General features: G+C 49.8%; 16 protein-coding genes. 3 read left to right on the top strand and 13 right to left on the bottom strand.

The window, feature by feature from the left end:
* Window positions 1-21 precede the first annotated feature (21 nt).
* Both FIT99_RS04195 and tadA read left to right on the top strand, forming a co-directional pair.
* A complete protein-coding gene (locus tag FIT99_RS04195; protein ID WP_140003146.1) occupies window positions 22-477 on the top strand; it encodes a phosphate-starvation-inducible PsiE family protein in 456 nt (151 codons plus the stop codon).
* A gap of 4 nt (window positions 478-481) precedes the next feature.
* Window positions 482-946, top strand: coding sequence for a tRNA adenosine(34) deaminase TadA (tadA, locus tag FIT99_RS04190; protein WP_140003145.1), 465 nt, complete (start codon window positions 482-484; stop codon window positions 944-946).
* 77 nt (window positions 947-1,023) lie between these two features.
* Here tadA and FIT99_RS04185 read toward each other — a convergent pair whose 3' ends face one another.
* The 12 genes from FIT99_RS04185 to FIT99_RS04130 form a co-directional block, all read right to left on the bottom strand.
* Window positions 1,024-1,836 (bottom strand): PEP-CTERM sorting domain-containing protein, encoded by an 813-nt coding sequence (locus FIT99_RS04185; protein WP_140003144.1) that lies wholly within the window; start codon window positions 1,834-1,836, stop codon window positions 1,024-1,026.
* Between the two features lie 85 nt (window positions 1,837-1,921).
* Complete coding sequence (locus FIT99_RS04180; RefSeq protein ID WP_223261279.1) at window positions 1,922-2,764, bottom strand: PEP-CTERM sorting domain-containing protein; 843 nt, start codon at window positions 2,762-2,764, stop codon at window positions 1,922-1,924.
* Between the two features lie 70 nt (window positions 2,765-2,834).
* Complete coding sequence (locus tag FIT99_RS04175; RefSeq protein ID WP_140003143.1) at window positions 2,835-3,719, bottom strand: PEP-CTERM sorting domain-containing protein; 885 nt, start codon at window positions 3,717-3,719, stop codon at window positions 2,835-2,837.
* A gap of 355 nt (window positions 3,720-4,074) precedes the next feature.
* Window positions 4,075-6,690: a TonB-dependent receptor gene (locus tag FIT99_RS04170; RefSeq protein ID WP_140003142.1), complete on the bottom strand. Its 2,616-nt coding sequence runs from the start codon at window positions 6,688-6,690 to the stop codon at window positions 4,075-4,077.
* Window positions 6,691-7,146: 456 nt separating this feature from the next.
* Window positions 7,147-7,833 (bottom strand): Bax inhibitor-1 family protein, encoded by a 687-nt coding sequence (locus FIT99_RS04165; RefSeq protein ID WP_140003141.1) that lies wholly within the window; start codon window positions 7,831-7,833, stop codon window positions 7,147-7,149.
* 112 nt (window positions 7,834-7,945) lie between these two features.
* Complete coding sequence (lpxO, locus tag FIT99_RS04160) at window positions 7,946-8,845, bottom strand: lipid A hydroxylase LpxO (RefSeq protein ID WP_140003140.1); 900 nt, start codon at window positions 8,843-8,845, stop codon at window positions 7,946-7,948.
* A gap of 70 nt (window positions 8,846-8,915) precedes the next feature.
* Window positions 8,916-9,962, bottom strand: coding sequence for a beta-N-acetylhexosaminidase (gene nagZ / locus FIT99_RS04155; RefSeq protein WP_140003139.1), 1,047 nt, complete (start codon window positions 9,960-9,962; stop codon window positions 8,916-8,918).
* A gap of 23 nt (window positions 9,963-9,985) precedes the next feature.
* Complete coding sequence (locus FIT99_RS04150; protein WP_140003138.1) at window positions 9,986-11,116, bottom strand: methyltransferase; 1,131 nt, start codon at window positions 11,114-11,116, stop codon at window positions 9,986-9,988.
* A 39-nt stretch (window positions 11,117-11,155) separates the two neighbouring features.
* Window positions 11,156-11,848, bottom strand: coding sequence for a queuosine precursor transporter (locus tag FIT99_RS04145; protein ID WP_140003137.1), 693 nt, complete (start codon window positions 11,846-11,848; stop codon window positions 11,156-11,158).
* The gene (locus FIT99_RS04140; protein ID WP_140003136.1) at window positions 11,845-12,642 is read right to left on the bottom strand and encodes an ABC transporter permease; all 798 of its coding nucleotides are present in this window, start codon (window positions 12,640-12,642) and stop codon (window positions 11,845-11,847) included. Before FIT99_RS04140 ends, FIT99_RS04145 begins: the two co-directional genes overlap by 4 nt.
* Window positions 12,639-13,547, bottom strand: a complete 909-nt coding sequence (gene nikB / locus FIT99_RS04135) for a nickel ABC transporter permease (protein ID WP_140003135.1) — start codon at window positions 13,545-13,547, stop codon at window positions 12,639-12,641. Before nikB ends, FIT99_RS04140 begins: the two co-directional genes overlap by 4 nt.
* Complete coding sequence (locus tag FIT99_RS04130; protein WP_140003134.1) at window positions 13,543-14,031, bottom strand: L,D-transpeptidase; 489 nt, start codon at window positions 14,029-14,031, stop codon at window positions 13,543-13,545. Before FIT99_RS04130 ends, nikB begins: the two co-directional genes overlap by 5 nt.
* A 132-nt stretch (window positions 14,032-14,163) precedes the next feature.
* On the opposite strand from FIT99_RS04130, the gene FIT99_RS04125 reads away from it, so the two are divergent.
* Complete coding sequence (locus FIT99_RS04125) at window positions 14,164-14,856, top strand: VIT1/CCC1 transporter family protein (RefSeq protein WP_140003133.1); 693 nt, start codon at window positions 14,164-14,166, stop codon at window positions 14,854-14,856.
* Between the two features lie 6 nt (window positions 14,857-14,862).
* Here FIT99_RS04125 and FIT99_RS04120 read toward each other — a convergent pair whose 3' ends face one another.
* Entirely contained in the window at window positions 14,863-16,320 is a 1,458-nt protein-coding gene (locus tag FIT99_RS04120) for an ABC transporter substrate-binding protein (protein ID WP_140003132.1), read from the bottom strand.
* Window position 16,321 lies beyond the last annotated feature (1 nt).

Here is a 16,321-nt window from a genome sequence, read left to right as displayed (position 1 = left end):
ATGTGAGTAAATGGATGCAATATGTCACAAGAACAACTCCCAGAAGAATTTGAACCGCTCAATCGTATCGCCATTAAAGCCATGCTTTGGCTAAATGGGCTCGCCCACCTCATTATTGGCTTGGCGTTGGCGACCTCCGTGATCATGTTTACTTGGCTATTTTTTCTGGATGTGAAAGAGGCTGCCTATGCACATAATCTCGTGCATGGCTTTTTACGCGCTCTGGGCACCCTGATGCTGCTATGGTCGATCTCGGCCTTGATTTCGGCTGAAATCCGCTATCTGCGTGGCCACAAGCTACTCGTTGAAACCTTTATTGAAGTCGTGTTGGTGATGTTTTTACGCAAACTGATCGTGTTGCCGGTGCAAGATGCCACCCCTACTTATGAAGAAATCGGCATTTGGTTGGCGGGCGCATTTATCATGGGTTTGGTGTACATCCTGATCCGCTTCGCCGACAAAACAGGTCATCAATAAGCGCATGCAAGACGAAGATTTTATGCGATTGGCAATGGCCATGGCGAATGAAGCAGCCAGCTTGGGCGAAGTGCCTGTTGGCGCGATTGTAGTCAAAGATGGGCAAGTGATTGGTCAAGGCCGCAACGCGCCAATCAGTCTGAATGACCCAACCGCCCATGCCGAGATCCAAGCCATGCGTGCGGCCGCGCAATTGTTGGGTAACTACCGCTTGGTTGATTGCACGCTCTATGTCACGCTAGAACCCTGTGCCATGTGCAGCGGTGCCATACAACATGCGCGCATCGCGCGCCTAGTGTATGGCGCGAGCGACCCGAAAACCGGTTGCTGTGGTAGCGTGGTGAATTTAATGGCAGAACAAAAGTTAAATCATCATTGCACCGTCAGCGGCGGCATATTAGCCACTGAATGCGGCGCCTTATTAAGTGACTTTTTCAGGCAACGCAGATTAGCCAAATCACACATTTAATTTGTCACCAAACGCTAGCCGCTTAAAAACAACAAACCCGCCATTGGCGGGTTTGTCATCACTGCAGATTCAATGGATTATGCAGTTTTACGACGGCGAACAACCGCGCCCATCAAACCCAAACCAGCCATCAACATGGCATAGGTTTCAGCTTCTGGCACAACCGCAGCTGTAGTGGCTAAAACATTCAGACGATAGTTCAAACCGTCACCAGAACCATTCGTGAAGCTGTTACCCCAGTAGCCGCTAGAAGCCATACCGCCACCATTGATTGCAGTATTGCCGCGAATACGAATCCAGAAATAAGCATCTGGTGCATTCGCATCGCTGCTGTGCTCAACCGCATTGGCCAGCAATTGGTCTACTGAAAAACCAGTATAACCAGCATTGCCACCGTTCAAATAGTCAATAGTTGAAAATTGACCATTGGTAAATGTACTGGTCGCAAAGTTGATCTCTTGACCAAACGCTGGATCGAACTCGGTACCGCCCCAACCACCACCAGAACTAGCACAGTTGGTGCCATAACCGACACAACCATCTTCTTCCCACTCAATGCGAGATGTATTCAAACCGGCCACGTGGCGAACATTGTCACTTCCCAGCAGCTCGGTACCAGCAAAGTTCATTTCGTAAGATGAAATCCAAACTGCACCTGTATTGCCTGATGCAAACTGGCTCAGATTATTCAAATTCACAGTGACACGCACGCCATCACCAGCAGATAAGTCAGCCAGATCGGTCACAGTCACGGTACCTACGCTGTTTGCAGTGGTGCCAAAGTTATTGGTGGCAATAAAGTTTAAATCGAAAATAGCCGTTTTCGCTGAAGCCTGTGCAGACAATGCCAACAATGCAGCCAATACGGAAGTTTTGATGATGTTTTTCATGTAAGGATCCCCCTAAAAAGCGGGGTGGACCAGCCACCCCTTAATTTTAAAAATGTGCTTTAGGTTAAAGTCGTGATTATTGTTATTAAGCTTTTTTCTGCTGACGACGAGCAAAAGCAATAGCGCCCAAGCCCAACATCATCAAAGCGTAGTTTTCTGGCTCTGGCACTGCAGTTGGCGCAAATCCAGCAATGAACTCACCAACCACCGCTTGACCTTCTTCACCTGCTTGATAGTAGCCAATGGCATTCGCTGCCAAAGAGAAGGCAGTTGCATCGGTTTTTACTAAGTACAAACCAGAAATTGGATTACCTTCTTCTGGGCTAATGTCTGCTTGGAAACGGATCAAATCTGCATCTGCATCAAATGGCGCATCCAATTCATAACTATCGGTCCGCGCAGCGTTGTACATACGCAAGTCGTTGTCACCCAAGAACGTCCAAGCGGCAGCAGTCGTGTAGTTGGTGAAACCTCCACGGTAGATAAAGTTCAGTTCAACTTCGAACTCTTCGCCCTCTTCAACTTCCTCTTCCTCTTCTTCTTCACCCTCTAAAATGACACGAGTGCCAAACACAAGTTTGCCGTCTAAAGAGTCACGGTAAACAAAATCATACAGATCACCGACCTCTTGTCCTGCCAACAAGATATCGTCATTTTCTCTGAATGAAAGCAGGGTCAAAGTGCCATTACCAGCTGTTGCGCTGTAGTTGATAGACTGCGCAACCAAACCATCAAAGCCCGTTGCCCAAGTAATGCTAGTCGCATCAAGGAACAACTGATCTGCCACCGGATTGGTGGCACCGTTTACAACGGTCGCATTAGGCGTTGTATAAGGCACATTGGTAAAGTTGCCTGCATAAGTCGCAGTGGTTGCTAAGGACAGCATCGCACTGGCAATCGCCATTTTTAAAGTCATTAATTTCATCATATATCTCTCAGAAGGTTAAAAAAATGGCGGCAAAAACCGCCATATTTTCATGGCTTTTATATTTATTTATTTATGCCTGCTTCTTTTGACGACGAACCATGGTGCCAATCACACCTAGACCCAACATCATCAAAGCGTAGCTTTCTGGCTCTGGTACTGGCACAACACTCGCCACGTAGCCACCAATCCAGCCGTTGACAACCGCTTGCCCCTCTTCACCAGCTTGTGAAAAACCAATTGCTTTGATGTTTTCGCTGTAGAAGTAATATTGCGCGTCAGTTTTCACTAAAAACAAACCAGACCATGGGTTACCTTCAGAAACGCTGAAGTCACCCTTTTGACGGACGACGCCATCAACATAGGGCACAGAGTTATTGAAGCTAAAATCATCGGTCAACGCGGCTTGATACATGCGCAAGTCATTGTCACTGGAGAACATCCAAGCCACGCCTGGTTGATATCCTGGCGTGTTGGTGTAGTTGTAGCGGTAGAGATAGTTAGCTTCTTGGCTATTATCCTGACGGTTCAAATAACGCGTGGCAAATACCAGGCTGTTATCAGCGCTATCGCGGTAAACAAAGTCAAAAATGTCGGCCTGGGCTGTGCCGGGCGCAAGATCCACACCGGTGTGCACTTTCCAATCAAGCAGTGTTAATGTGCCCGTACCTGTGGCCACATTGTTGCTGCCAACACGGTTGAACGTTTGATAATTGATGGTATCAGCAACGATATTGCCGAATGAGTTGGAGGTGTCGTAGCCAGCCACATAGGTAGCAGATAACAATTCAATACGATAAATGTCAGCGTTAGGGTTTTGGGTGCCGTTACGCAGACCACCATTGCCCGGTGTTAACACGCTACCGTCACCGGTACCTAATGTGACGTAATTGCCTGCGTATGCCGCTGAGGCAGATACAGCAAGCACTGTTGCAAGTACTAATGATTTTAACTTCATTGCTTTTCTCCTAAATAAATCTTAAATTTTTCAACTTAGATATCCATGGCTTTATATGTTGTTATGCCACTACATTTAGGATTGATTGCAAAGCGCATGCCAAAATTTGAATGTGCTTCACCAACACAAACTTTTTACCATTACCCAATAATATTTGACTATAAATATATTTAAAATCAATTGGTTAATTTAAATACATTCAAAGGTAAAATTTGATTAACACACGAATCATTACGTCAAACCACACATTTTTATGACATAAAAGCGGTCTTGAGGGTAAGGTGGTGGTTGCAGACAACCAACTCTATCCTTTAGAACCAATTTTGCCTGTCGTTCGCGTCAATACGATCAGCGATTAATCGGCGAGCTCTTGCACGGCTTTTGATTTTTTGACCTTATCCCAGCCCCAATCAATATTCAGCCCAAACCAAGCCGCCCGAGGCGCTCCAGGCGAGATGAACGTTGAGTTTTTCCAATCACCATCGATGGTGACTGGGTCAAACTTAAAAGCACCATTGGCTGCAAATGGATTGCGTCCTAGATTGCCGGCGGTGGCATATTCTTTATCAAAAATGTTATCAACCCGTGCGAACAAACTCACACCATTATCAAAACGATAATTCGCGCGAAAATTAAACACGGCATAGCCCGGAATGGATCCTGGCCCAGTAAAGTCATAGATATCCCGAGTGCCTACCATCAAAGCTGCACGCGGCTGGTGTGCGTTATTTTCATTGCCGCGCACATAAGATGACGCGTGCGCAATCATGCTGAGTGTCGCATCAAAGGCAGGCGTGAATCGGTAGTTCCAATTGGCTTGAACAATATGGTTGGGCATGCCGGGCAACTCATCTCCCGGCGAGATGTTAACGTAAGCTTGCCCGTCGGTAGCTGATGTGTTGCTGCTATTGGCATCGTTAATCAACTGCGCACTGCTTTGAAACGTCGCCCGCATCCAAGTGTAGTTAAAATTGATCGTGCTGTTGCCCCACACGCCTTTTAAACCCATCTCGATGCCTTCACGCCGCGTTTTGCCAAAGTTATCAAACACACCTCGGTTTTTACGCCCCAGTGGCACAAATAAGATATCGTCTTTTAAGTCAGTCAAAAAGGCGCCAATATTCCAATCAAAGTCGGCTATTCTGCCGCGTAACCCGGTCTCATAGGCGGTTGAGCGCACTTGCTTCAAATACGGGTCAGCCGTCAAGGCGGTTGGAATCGTACAGCCGTACTGCACGTTATCACTTTGATTTTCGCCTTCTTTGTCTCTGGCACAACCCAGCTCAATCACTGAAGGCACGCGAGAACCCTTACTCACGTTGCCATAGGCAGTTAAATTTTCCTGCGCTTCCCAAGACAAGCCCAGGGAGGGATTAAAGCTTCGATAATCATAATCCCCGGTCGTGCAAATAAACCGGGCTAGCGGGTCGCCAGAGTTACCGATTCGACAGCGCTGTCGTGCAGGGTTAGTGAGGACATTGTTCTGAAATTGATACATATCCAAGCCGCGATCAGCAATCAGGTAGTTTTTCACATTACTCCAGCTTAGGCGCGCGCCGTAGGTGATATGCAGGGTGTCGATCGGGGAATAGGTATCCGACATAAACAGCGCTTTGGTTTGGCTGGTGCCAGTCAGATTATTTCGAATAATGCCCGGCAGAGAAGTTTGCCCCCCATATCCATTGTCAGCAAAGAAGGGATTGGTAGTTAAACGGGCAATATGATCCGCGTCTAGCTCAGCAAGCACTTGGGATTGCAAAAACTTGATCTCATTTTCATCATAGGCGGCTCCCACCGCAACCTGATGCTTGTCTCCGTCAAAAGTGGCTTGTACCGAAGCGCCATCAGCGGTCGATCTTAAGGAGGAATAATTCAGCAATCCATTCATTGCACCGACAACCTCGTCAATGCCATCGCCGTTTGCATCATTCTGACCGACATCTTGCCAGTTTGAATATAACCTTTTGTAACCGGGATAAACATCGGCGCCTATGGCATCTTGGGCAACTTTCCGCCTGTAAATTTGACCAGAAATACTCACTCGGTCGCTAACATACCAAGTCCCGCCTAAGTTGTAATGCTCAAGGCTATTTTTAGCTTCATCAGGCGAGGTAAACACCTGCTCGCGATCATAGGCAGCCATCTCTTTTGGCAAAAGCCCATTGCCAAGCAATGCGGCATTCACATGCAACGCGGTGAAGTTAATTTCACCCGAATCCAGCCGCACGGTGGCTTTGTTAAATAGTTGACGAACATTGCTCGGCGAATTCACCCGCCAGCCGTCTTCTTTGAAATGTGAATAAGCGGTGAATAAAGCAAATCGCTCGCCGTGAATGCCATTTGAAAATTGCACCTGCTCTCGGCCCCAATCCCCGGCCAGATATTGGGCACGCATGAAATGATCCGAGAAACCATCTTTGGTCGTGATCGCCAATGCACCGCCGATGGTATTGTGGCCAAACATCGGATTAGAACCCGGGATAATATTCAGCGTAGAAATGGCGTTCATCGGAATCAAATCCCAGTTGACTACCTCGCCGAATGGCTCATTGATCCGCACGCCGTCTAGATAAACGGAAATGCCCTGCGGCGTACCGATTTGAGGCGATGCGGTAAACCCCCTAAAGTTTAAATCTTGCTGAAAGGGGTTGCCGGCGTAGTCAGTCACCGTGACAGACTGCATATTGCCATTGAGAAACTCGGTCACATTGGTCGCTTTAGAGTCCGCAATCTCCTTACCGGTCGCAGATTGAATATTGGTGGTAGCTGTTTCACGCTCGATCGGCAAACCGGGCAAAGGGGTAATAATGCGCCGGCGCTTTGCCTTCACCTGAATCTCATCTAACTCTATCGTTTTTGAATCCACCGGCTTGGCGGGTGGGTTGACCGCCCCGGCCTCCCCGTCAGCCGCGATGGACACACAAGAATAGACTGCTAAACACAAACCCGATTTTAATTTTTTGCTAAACATACTTCTCCTCCAACGAGGAAAAGGTGCAAAAATCAAACCACCTGCAACACTATAATTAATTCAACACAATCAATTAGTTATAAATTAATTAATCTTTACAACCACTTTTTGCGGCTGTTCACAGCCATTTTGGCTGTAGTAAACCATATCAAACGAACGATTACGTTAGCAGTGAACATCGCGCAAATAAAAAACCTGCAATTCGCGGGTTATTGAAGCAAATCAACCATTTTTTAATCTGCTTAGATGATCGTAAAGCAATGATGGCTGGGTTCATTGTTATTAATCATGTGTATTGTTCGCTGCTAGATGTTGGATGGCTACGTCATTAGTAACAATCCATTTCGCTATGGACGGTGCTTGGAGCTCTCACGGCAAAACAGGATTGCCGTGCAGTTAATGACCGATAGACAACAAAAAACCCGCCTATCGGCGGGCTTTTTGTAAGCTCAATGCTTAGTCGCGATTGCCAAGCAATGAGAGCAAGATGTTCAATAGGTTTACAAACAGGTTGTAAATGTCGAGGTATAAGTTCAGGGTTGCCATCACGTAGTTGGTTTGACCACCGCGCACAATTTGATTAACGTCATACAGAATATAGCCTGAGAAAATCAGCACAGAGACACCTGAAATTGCCAGTGACAATGCTGGGATCTGAAAGAACATGTTTGCCAAGCCTGCCACAATGGCCAGAATCAGACCAATCATCAAGAACTTGCCCATGCCGCTGAAATCACGCGCTGGGGAAGAACCAATCGCTGCCAAGCTCAGAAACGTAATCCCTGTACCCGCTGCAGCTAGACCAACGATCTCGGCACCATTACGCAAATGCAACGCAAACTGCAAAATGGGGCCTAACATCACGCCAAACACAAACGTCATGGCAAGCAACAACCAGACGCCCACGCCGCTGTTTTGATTCACGGCAATCAACTTAAACATACCGAACATCACGGCCATAAAGCCAATCGCAAACATAAATGGATGCAACGCCATCCAACCAAAATTCATTTGCATACCGACATAAGCACCAATGACCGTGGGCACCATGCTCAAGCCGAGCAATGCATAAGTGTTACGCAGCACGCGATTTTGTGCCGTGGAGACATTGCCCTCGCGACCTAAAACTTGCATATCTGACATCGTGTATTCTTCCTCTCTTGGGTTAAAACATAAAACAACATAAGCTTAAGATAATGGCAAATACACAAAGTTTCAAGGTTTAACGTGACATTTGTGTAAATATAGTTTGCATTTAAAGCCGCCAAATCGCATAACAAGCCAATGCAATCAATAAGATACGGGTGATTTGATACACTGGCTTATTCCAGCGTTTGAAACGACGGCGATATTGCCCAACCACCCAAGCGTAATGAAACAGGCGGTTAATGACACCGGTTTGGTCCCCTGCCTCGTTCGGTGAACTGGCCGCAGTCACAATGGTGTTGGCTAAAAAGCGGTTCAACGCTTGCGCCCAGCCAAATCGCATCGGCCGTTCAATATCGCAAAACAAAATGACTCGTGATTGATCGGTTTTGTTGTGCGCTTCGTGAATATAGGTTTCATCAAACATCACCGCTTGTCCATCGCGCCAACTGTAATCTTCGCCATCGACTCGGATAAAACATTGGTCGTCGTTAGGCGTTTCAAGGCCGAGGTGAAAACGCAGTGAACCTGCGTATGGGTCGCGGTGTGGGCGCAAATGCGCACCCGGTGGCAACTCAGCAAACATCGCCGCTTTCACGGTAGGAATACTTTGCAGGAGTGCGACCGTTTTGGGACAGTATATAGCGGCCGAAGGATGCTGTGCATCGTACCATTTAAGATAGAACCGCTTCCAACCGGTTTTAAAAAATGAGTTGAACCCCGCATCGTTATTGGTTTGTGCGGCGGCGATGCGCTCTTGCTCGCGCACATGCAACGCTTCATCGCGAATCACTTGCCACTGGTCGGTGATGGCTTTTAACTCTGGGAAGGCAGCAACTTCAAGATATGGCGTCGTTGGCGCTTTCGAAAACAGATATAAAAACACATTAAACGGCGACACAATGCCGGAGTGATCAAATAGCTGCCTAAAAAAACGATGCCGCACTTTGCCTCTAAAGTGCACATAACTCACTGACGCTAAAAATATGCCTAATAGAATCCATTTCATAGTGAATACCGGATCACGTGCCATTAAAAATTGATATCAATAACAAAAAGCTTACCTGAGTGCATCTAGGTCAGGCAAACAAATCTGACTCTTTTTGCCCAACCATGGCCACCCGCTTCACCGCATCTACATACATCGCAGATTCACGCAGGCCCACCATGTCTAGCGGATGGTGTCCGCCATGCATGCGTGCTAGGCGCGCAATACTTTGCGCAGATATTTTCCAATCTAGCTTAGCCAACAACTCGTCCGCCAAATCCGGTCGGTTACATAACAGCGCCATATCGCAACCAGCATTGAGCGCCGCCAGTGTGCGCGCAGTGACATCCCCTGCCACCGTTGCGCCTTCCATGCTGAGGTCGTCGCTGAAGATCACGCCATTGAAGCCTAACCGCTCGCGCAAGACTTTTTGCAGCCAGCGCGGGGAAAATCCAGCAGATTTCTCATCCACTTGCGGATATATGACGTGGGCTGGCATCACCGCGTGTAAACCTTCGTCTATCATGCGCACAAACGGTTGCATGTCATTTTGGGCGATCTGGTCAAAACTGCGGTCGTCCACTGGAATACTCACATGTGAATCGGCAACTACAAAGCCATGACCAGGAAAATGTTTACCGACAGCGGCCATGCCAGCTTTTTTCAAGCCCTGCATCAGGCTGAATGCCAATTCATTAATCGCTTGTGGATCTCGATGAAAAGCGCGATCACCAATAACCAGACTATCGCCATAATCCATATCCAGCACCGGGGTAAAACTAAAATCAATGCCGTGCGCACGTAACTCTGCGCCAATCACATAACCCGCTTGCACGGCCAACTCTTTTGCTTGACGGGGTTGTTTATCCCATAAGTGACCAAATTCACGCATGGGCGGAATCTTGGTAAATCCAGCTCGAAAACGCTGTACGCGCCCCCCTTCATGATCGACTGCAATCAGCAAGGGCGGCTGACGCACCGCGTGAATACTGGCCGTTAGCGCCTTGAGTTGCTCACTGCTTTCAAAGTTACGCGCAAACAAAATCACCCCACCTACTAGAGGATGTTGCAGACGACGGACATCGTCGGCAGACAGTTCTTTGCCAACCACGTCCAACATTAAAGGCCCTAAAGACATAAACGATTCCTGTTATTCAAATTTCAAGCACATTTTAACCGATAAAGACTGGTGACTTCTTTGGCACGTGCCGCATACAGGGGATCAGACTGATCAGTAGCCTTGGCATGCTTAGGAGCAACATCTTGTTTATCAATCACTTGCAAACCAGCGGCATCTATCCAACCAAGCAATGCCTCAGGCGCGCGCAAACCGATTTCTTCGGCCAAATTGGACATAATCAGCCAGGCTTCGCCTTGTTCGTTCAAATGTGTTTTCAAGCCATTTAAAAAGCCTTTGAGCATTTGGCTGTCGGGGTCATAAATAGCATGCTCGATAGGCGCATTGGCTTTCGCGGGCAGCCAAGGAGGATTGCACACAATCAGATCGGCTTTGCCTGCGGGGAACAAGTCTGCCTGTTGCACTTGAATATTGGTTTGCATGTTGAGGCGTTGCACATTATCGTTGGCACAGGCCAATGCACGCGGCTGATTATCGGTGGCGATGACCTGTTTGACCCCGCGCGCAACCAAAATGGCAGCAATCACGCCTGTGCCTGTGCCGATATCCCATGCGACTTGCGGCTGATTGAGCGGTGCCTGATCGATGAGATCGAGGTATTCGCCCCGCACAGGTGAATACACGCCGTAATAAGCGTGAATAGTGCTACGCAGCGCCTGAATCGCCACGCCTTTTTTCCGCCACTCATGGGCGCCAACCATCCCTAACAACTCTCTCAACGAAAGCACCAGTCTGGCCGGCAATTTGTCTAGGCTGTGGCCATCCATGGTCAGCGCCGCTTGTACCGCCACTTTCACATCAGGCGCGCGTGGCAAATCACACACACCATATTTCAGCTCAATTAACACCTTATTGGTGATATTGGCGCGGCCAATCTGACGGGCGCGGTGTTGGTGAAAAGCCTCCAGCATGGTTTCTACTGGTTTAGCGGGTTTACGGTCAACGCGGCGGGTGATGGCTTGCAGCAGTTGCTTAGCATTTTGAAAATCCCCGCGGTAGAGCAAGGCGGTGCCCTCGCAGGCCAGGCGATAGGCCTCATCGGCTTTGGTGGTGTCATCAGCGATCACCACGGCTTTGGGCGGCGGATTCCCTGCTTCAGATTGCCAATCAGCCGCTTGGGTTTTATTTTTTTCGTACCAGTTAATTTGAATCAATGGGGTTCCGATTATAAGAAATGATGGAATGCGGACAGTTTAAAGCTTAAATGGGCTAAAGTCGGTATATGTGTCGTAATAGTCTACATTCTCTGCGCGTTTGAGAAATGAGACCAATTTGTACGTCACCGGGGTGAATGCCACTTCTACCAATACTTTAGCGGTGAATTGCGCCAGCACAATCTGCGGCATCATCGCATCTGGAAACTGGCCGGCGCCGTAAAATGCGAGTGGGAAAAAAAGCACCGTATCCACCGCTTCGCCAAAAATGGTCGAGCCAATGGTACGGCTCCATAACCAGCGCCCCTGGGTGAGGACTTTCATTTTTGCCAGCACAAATGAATTCACAAACTCACCGGCCACAAACGAGACCAGAGACGCCATCGCAATACGCGCCGTGGAGCCGAATACAGATTGATAAGCAGCTTGATCATGCCAGGCAGGCGCCGGCGGCAACGCGACAATGACCCAGGCCATCAGGCTGGCAAATGCCAGACAAGCAAAGCCAACCCAGATCACGCGGCGAGAGGCGGCGTACCCATAAACTTCAGTCAAAATATCGCCAAAAATAAAGCTGATTGGAAAAAACATGATGCCGGCACCAAACGTTAACGCGCCTAGCAACGGTAGATGAATTTCAGTGATTTTTCCCGGGCCGATGAGATTGGAGCAAACCAGCACCACCGCAAATGCCGCCATGATCAAGTCATAATAACGAAATTGTTTTTTCATAGACGCCCCTCACTGCGCACATCTAGCCGATCTCGCAGCACGTCGCCGCCGAGGTTAATCGCCAAAATCAGACTCATCATGCAGCCGCCAACAATCAACACATAATGCGGCGCCACCAGCATAAATCGCACCGCATCGCGCAACATGGCGCCCCAAGAGGCCTCAGGCGCTTGAATACCTAAGCCCAAAAAAGACAGCGATGCCTCGGCAATCATCACACTGGCCATGCTGTATGCCGCCTCTACCAGCACAATCGAAATCAGCATCGGAAAAATATGCAAACGCATGACGCGCCAACCACTGGCGCCTAAGGATTCTGCCGCCAACACATGTAAGCGCTGGCGTAAGGCCAATGACTGGCCCCGTGCGAGTCTGGCATAGGTGACCCAGCCGGTTAAACATAGCGCCAAAATCAGATTACTGAGGCCAGCGCCCAACACAGCAGCAAAGGCAATCGCCAACAAGATGCCGGGAAATGCCAAAAAAATATTGGTGATCTGCATCAGCGCGGTATCCAGCCTGCCGCCTTTATATCCCGCGATCAGGCCAATGCTGAGGCCGATTGCCATGGTGAACGCCGTCACCAGCAACGTGACCATCAACGAGACTTCTACCCCGCGAATCACCCGTGCCAAAATATCGCGACCCAAGTCATCTGTGCCTAACCAATGTTGCGCACTGGGCCATTGTAGAATGGCATTCAGGTCAATTTGGTTAGGCTGTAACTGCAACAAATGGCCGAGCAGGACCAGTAGCAGCCAAAAAGCCAAGGTCAGCAATGAGAAGGCTTTCATTGATGGCCTCGCGTCCGCGGATCCAACCAGCGATATACCAGATCGGTTGCTTGATTAATCAATACATAACTCATTGCTACGACCAAGACACACCCCTGCGTCACCGGGTAATCACGCTTTTCAATACTTTCGACTAACAGGCGACCAATGCCGTTCCAACTGAAGATGGTTTCAGTGATGACGGCGCCAGCCAACAAGCTGCCCATTTGTAAGCCGACGATGGTCACCAGAGGGAGTAAAGCCGCCCGCAATGCATGCTGCAGTAATACTTGGCGCTCGGTGAGGCCTTTGGCACGCGCAGTGCGAATAAAGTCTTCATTCAACACTTCGAGCAAACTGGTACGCGTCATGCGGGTGAGGATGGCACTTAACCCTAAGCCCAGTGTTAGAGCAGGCAACAAAATGCTCGTGGGGCCTGCCATGCCACTGACCGGCAACCAACCCAGCCAGACGGCAAACACCAGCATCAGTACCGGGCCAAGCCAGAATGCTGGCATGGCGGCCAGCCGGATGCTCAACATGGTGATCATCACATCTTGCCAATGCCCGGCTTTGAGTGCAGACCAGATGCCGAGCGGAATGCCGATCATCAACCCAATAGCGAGCGCCACCAGTGCCAATAACAAGGTGGCAGGATAGGCTTGCCATAACAGTTGCGAAATGGCGGTTTGCGTATGGATAGAAGTGCCAAAATCTCCCTGCAACAGATGCAGCACGTATTGTGCAAATTGCACTGGCAACGACTGATCTAACCCCAGTTGCGCCCGAAGGGCCACACGATCGGCACCGCTGGCGGACTCGCCAAGCATGACATCGACCGGATCACCAGGAATCAGATGCAGCAGGATAAAGGTCAGACAGACCACACCGAAAATGACCGGCAATAATGTCGCGATGCGCTTAATCTTCTGCCTCGCAGATATTCACAGTAGTGCCCACAGGGACCTGTTCGAACAGCGCGACCAAATCCGCATTGCGCATGCGTACACAGCCATGAGACCCCGGCACCCCCATCTCGGTGGCATCCGGCGTGCCATGAATGTAAATATAACGCTGCATCGTATCGACATTGCCCAGACGATTTTTACCGGGTTCTATCCCGCTTAACCATAAAATACGGGTTAGTATCCAGTCGCGGTCTGGAAACGCTTGCTTGAGTGCCGGTGTAAAGATTTCTCCGGTCGGACGCCGCCCAACAAACACCGTGTTATCTGCCGCGTCTGCGCCTATTTTCGCGCGGATGATATGCCGTCCCAGCGGCGTGCAGCCGCTATTTTTGATGCAGCCGGTGCCATTAGCTGCGGTAGACACCGAATAACGCGCAACTTGCCCACCATTGTCATCAAACAAAGTCAGTGTTTGCGCAGGAATAAATATCTCAATATGCATAGACAATATTCTAAGCGATTTGGCGTAGATAGGCCGCGTTTTGATGCAGCGCACACGCACTTCAGATGAATTCGATTAAAATTAACTTTGGTCAGGTGATGATTTGACCTACAACATGCATCGGAACCCGATATGGCACACCACGAAAGACATTTATTACATCGCAGCGGCTGGTTACGGGCGGCGGTATTGGGCGCCAATGATGGCATTATCTCGACCGCGAGCCTGTTAATGGGGGTGGCGGCGGCAGGCGCTAATCATCAGGCACTCCTCATGACCGGCATTGCAGGACTGGTGGCGGGAGCCCTCTCGATGGCGGCAGGTGAATATGTGTCTGTGAGCTCGCAAACTGATATCGAGCAGGCGGATTTAGCGCGTGAGGCCGAAGAGCTACAGACCAATCCGGACAGCGAATTACGAGAACTCACGGCCATTTATACCCAGCGCGGATTATCGCCCGCGCTGGCGGCACAAGTGGCGCAAGCATTGTCTGAGCATGACTCGCTGGCAGCCCATGCCCGCGACGAATTAGGATTGCATGACATGAATCAAGCTCAGCCATTGCAAGCTGCATTGGCCTCGGCGTTTGCCTTCAGTAGCGGCGCCGCGTTACCCCTCATCACAGCTTGGTTAGCGCCCCACGCGCAAGCGCAAAGCTGGTTCACCGTCAGTACGCTGCCATTTTTAGCTTTACTCGGCATCGTTGCCGCCGACACCGGCGGTGCAAGTCGATGGAAGAGTGTCAGTCGGGTCGTGCTATGGGGCGCATTGGCGATGGCAGCCACCGCACTGATTGGCCATTGGTTTGGGGTGACGCCTGTATGATAAGTATTAATGATCCTCGATGGGCTTAAATACCACTTGGGCTAAGCCATCGAGATTGCCATCAGAGCTGGGCTGGTAGGCTTCTATCGTGTGCCGATAAGCGACAAACTGCCCCTCATACCACAGTGGAATCACCGGCAATTGTGCATGCAGACGGCTGGTCGCGGCCGGCCAATCTTGCTTTTCCAACAACTGGTCTAGCAGCTTGTCGTCGTAACGGCCCCGATTAAACCCTTGCGGCGGCACATTGCCAGATGAAAATACCTTGCTGTAAATTTCGGGGGTTTTAATGCCCACCCAAGTCAGGCCATAGAGTTGAAAGTTTCCTTTTTGCACGTCTGCAAAAAAAGTGCCCCAATCCAAGCTCTTGATTTGCAGATCGATGCCCGCAGCCTGCATTTGGGCTTGCAAGATGGTCGCCAGCCGCACACGCTGCGGATCGGTGCTGGTTTTATAAGTGAGCGTGAGCGGCAACTGCACCCCTGCTGACTGTAATAACTGTTTGGCCAGTGCCGGTTGGTAAGCGTAAGGCTGCAAGCGCGCATTGCCCGCATAGTGCTCTGGCGGAAATATTGCGGTGGCCTGCCGACTGTGGTTGACCATGACTTTATCGATAATCGCCTGTGTATCAATGGCATAGGCAATGGCTTGTCGCACGCGCACATCACGCAAAAAATCCGCCTGCACATTAAGACCCAGATAGGAATAATTGGCACCAACACCCGTTTTTACCTGAATGTTGGGCTGTTTTTGCAAGTATTTCACCAGCTCAGGCGGTAAATCCCCCTGAATCAGGTCAGCTTCACCGCGTTTGAGTTTAAGCACGCGCACATTGGGGTCTTTTACCTCCTCGAAGCGCACTTTGAGGCCATCTCTGACCCGTTCTAGCTGTAAAGATGATTGCCAGTGATCTAACTTAAACGGACCACTGCCCACCGGTGCATGGCCAAAGTCATGCCCAACCGCAATCAGCCGTGCAGGCAAAATCCCTAATATTAACCGCGCGGCAAAGTGCGGGTCTGGCCTGCTGAGTTCAAAGTCGATGGTTTTGCTGTCAACGACTGTCATCTGCCGGATATGTTTAAATTCGGCAGTATGTGGAGAGTCTGTCAATTGCAGCAGGCTGTCATAGCTAGCTTTCACATCCATCGCGCTCAACGGCTGGCCATCGTGAAAAACCGTATCACTCGCCAATTGGAAGCGGTAATGTTGCGCATCCAGCATTTGCCAAGTCGCCAATCCTGGCACGGCCTGTGAGGTACTATCAAACTCCACCAGGCGCTGATAAATCAACCGATTAATGCGTTCAGAAGCGGCATCGGTTGCATAACGCGGGTCGAGATTCACGGGCGCCTGCGCCACTGCAAATACCAGCCGAGCGGGCTGGTTTGCAGGTTGGCACGCGCCGAGTAACAGCGATAGTGCGATCGCGGGCAGTAGCCAGCGCCATGTCTTCGTCCACACG

Origin of the sequence: Methylophilus medardicus (genome assembly GCF_006363955.1) — a bacterium.
Taxonomy (GTDB): domain Bacteria; phylum Pseudomonadota; class Gammaproteobacteria; order Burkholderiales; family Methylophilaceae; genus Methylophilus; species Methylophilus medardensis.
The sequence above is the reverse complement of the archived record's forward strand: the minus strand, read 5'-3'. Positions and strand labels throughout refer to the sequence as shown.

Excerpts from the sequence above, each read along its gene's own strand:
- FIT99_RS04180 (WP_223261279.1), bottom strand. The coding sequence starts at position 2,764 with ATGATGAAATTAATGACTTTAAAAATGGCGATTGCCAGTGCGATGCTG.
- FIT99_RS04125 (WP_140003133.1), top strand. The coding sequence starts at position 14,164 with ATGGCACACCACGAAAGACATTTATTACATCGCAGCGGCTGGTTACGG.
- nagZ (WP_140003139.1), bottom strand. The coding sequence starts at position 9,962 with ATGTCTTTAGGGCCTTTAATGTTGGACGTGGTTGGCAAAGAACTGTCT.
- tadA (WP_140003145.1), top strand. The coding sequence starts at position 482 with ATGCAAGACGAAGATTTTATGCGATTGGCAATGGCCATGGCGAATGAA.
- FIT99_RS04170 (WP_140003142.1), bottom strand. The coding sequence starts at position 6,690 with ATGTTTAGCAAAAAATTAAAATCGGGTTTGTGTTTAGCAGTCTATTCT.
- FIT99_RS04140 (WP_140003136.1), bottom strand. The coding sequence starts at position 12,642 with ATGAAAGCCTTCTCATTGCTGACCTTGGCTTTTTGGCTGCTACTGGTC.
- FIT99_RS04195 (WP_140003146.1), top strand. The coding sequence starts at position 22 with ATGTCACAAGAACAACTCCCAGAAGAATTTGAACCGCTCAATCGTATC.
- FIT99_RS04130 (WP_140003134.1), bottom strand. The coding sequence starts at position 14,031 with ATGCATATTGAGATATTTATTCCTGCGCAAACACTGACTTTGTTTGAT.
- FIT99_RS04175 (WP_140003143.1), bottom strand. The coding sequence starts at position 3,719 with ATGAAGTTAAAATCATTAGTACTTGCAACAGTGCTTGCTGTATCTGCC.
- FIT99_RS04185 (WP_140003144.1), bottom strand. The coding sequence starts at position 1,836 with ATGAAAAACATCATCAAAACTTCCGTATTGGCTGCATTGTTGGCATTG.
- lpxO (WP_140003140.1), bottom strand. The coding sequence starts at position 8,845 with ATGAAATGGATTCTATTAGGCATATTTTTAGCGTCAGTGAGTTATGTG.
- FIT99_RS04165 (WP_140003141.1), bottom strand. The coding sequence starts at position 7,833 with ATGTCAGATATGCAAGTTTTAGGTCGCGAGGGCAATGTCTCCACGGCA.
- FIT99_RS04145 (WP_140003137.1), bottom strand. The coding sequence starts at position 11,848 with ATGAAAAAACAATTTCGTTATTATGACTTGATCATGGCGGCATTTGCG.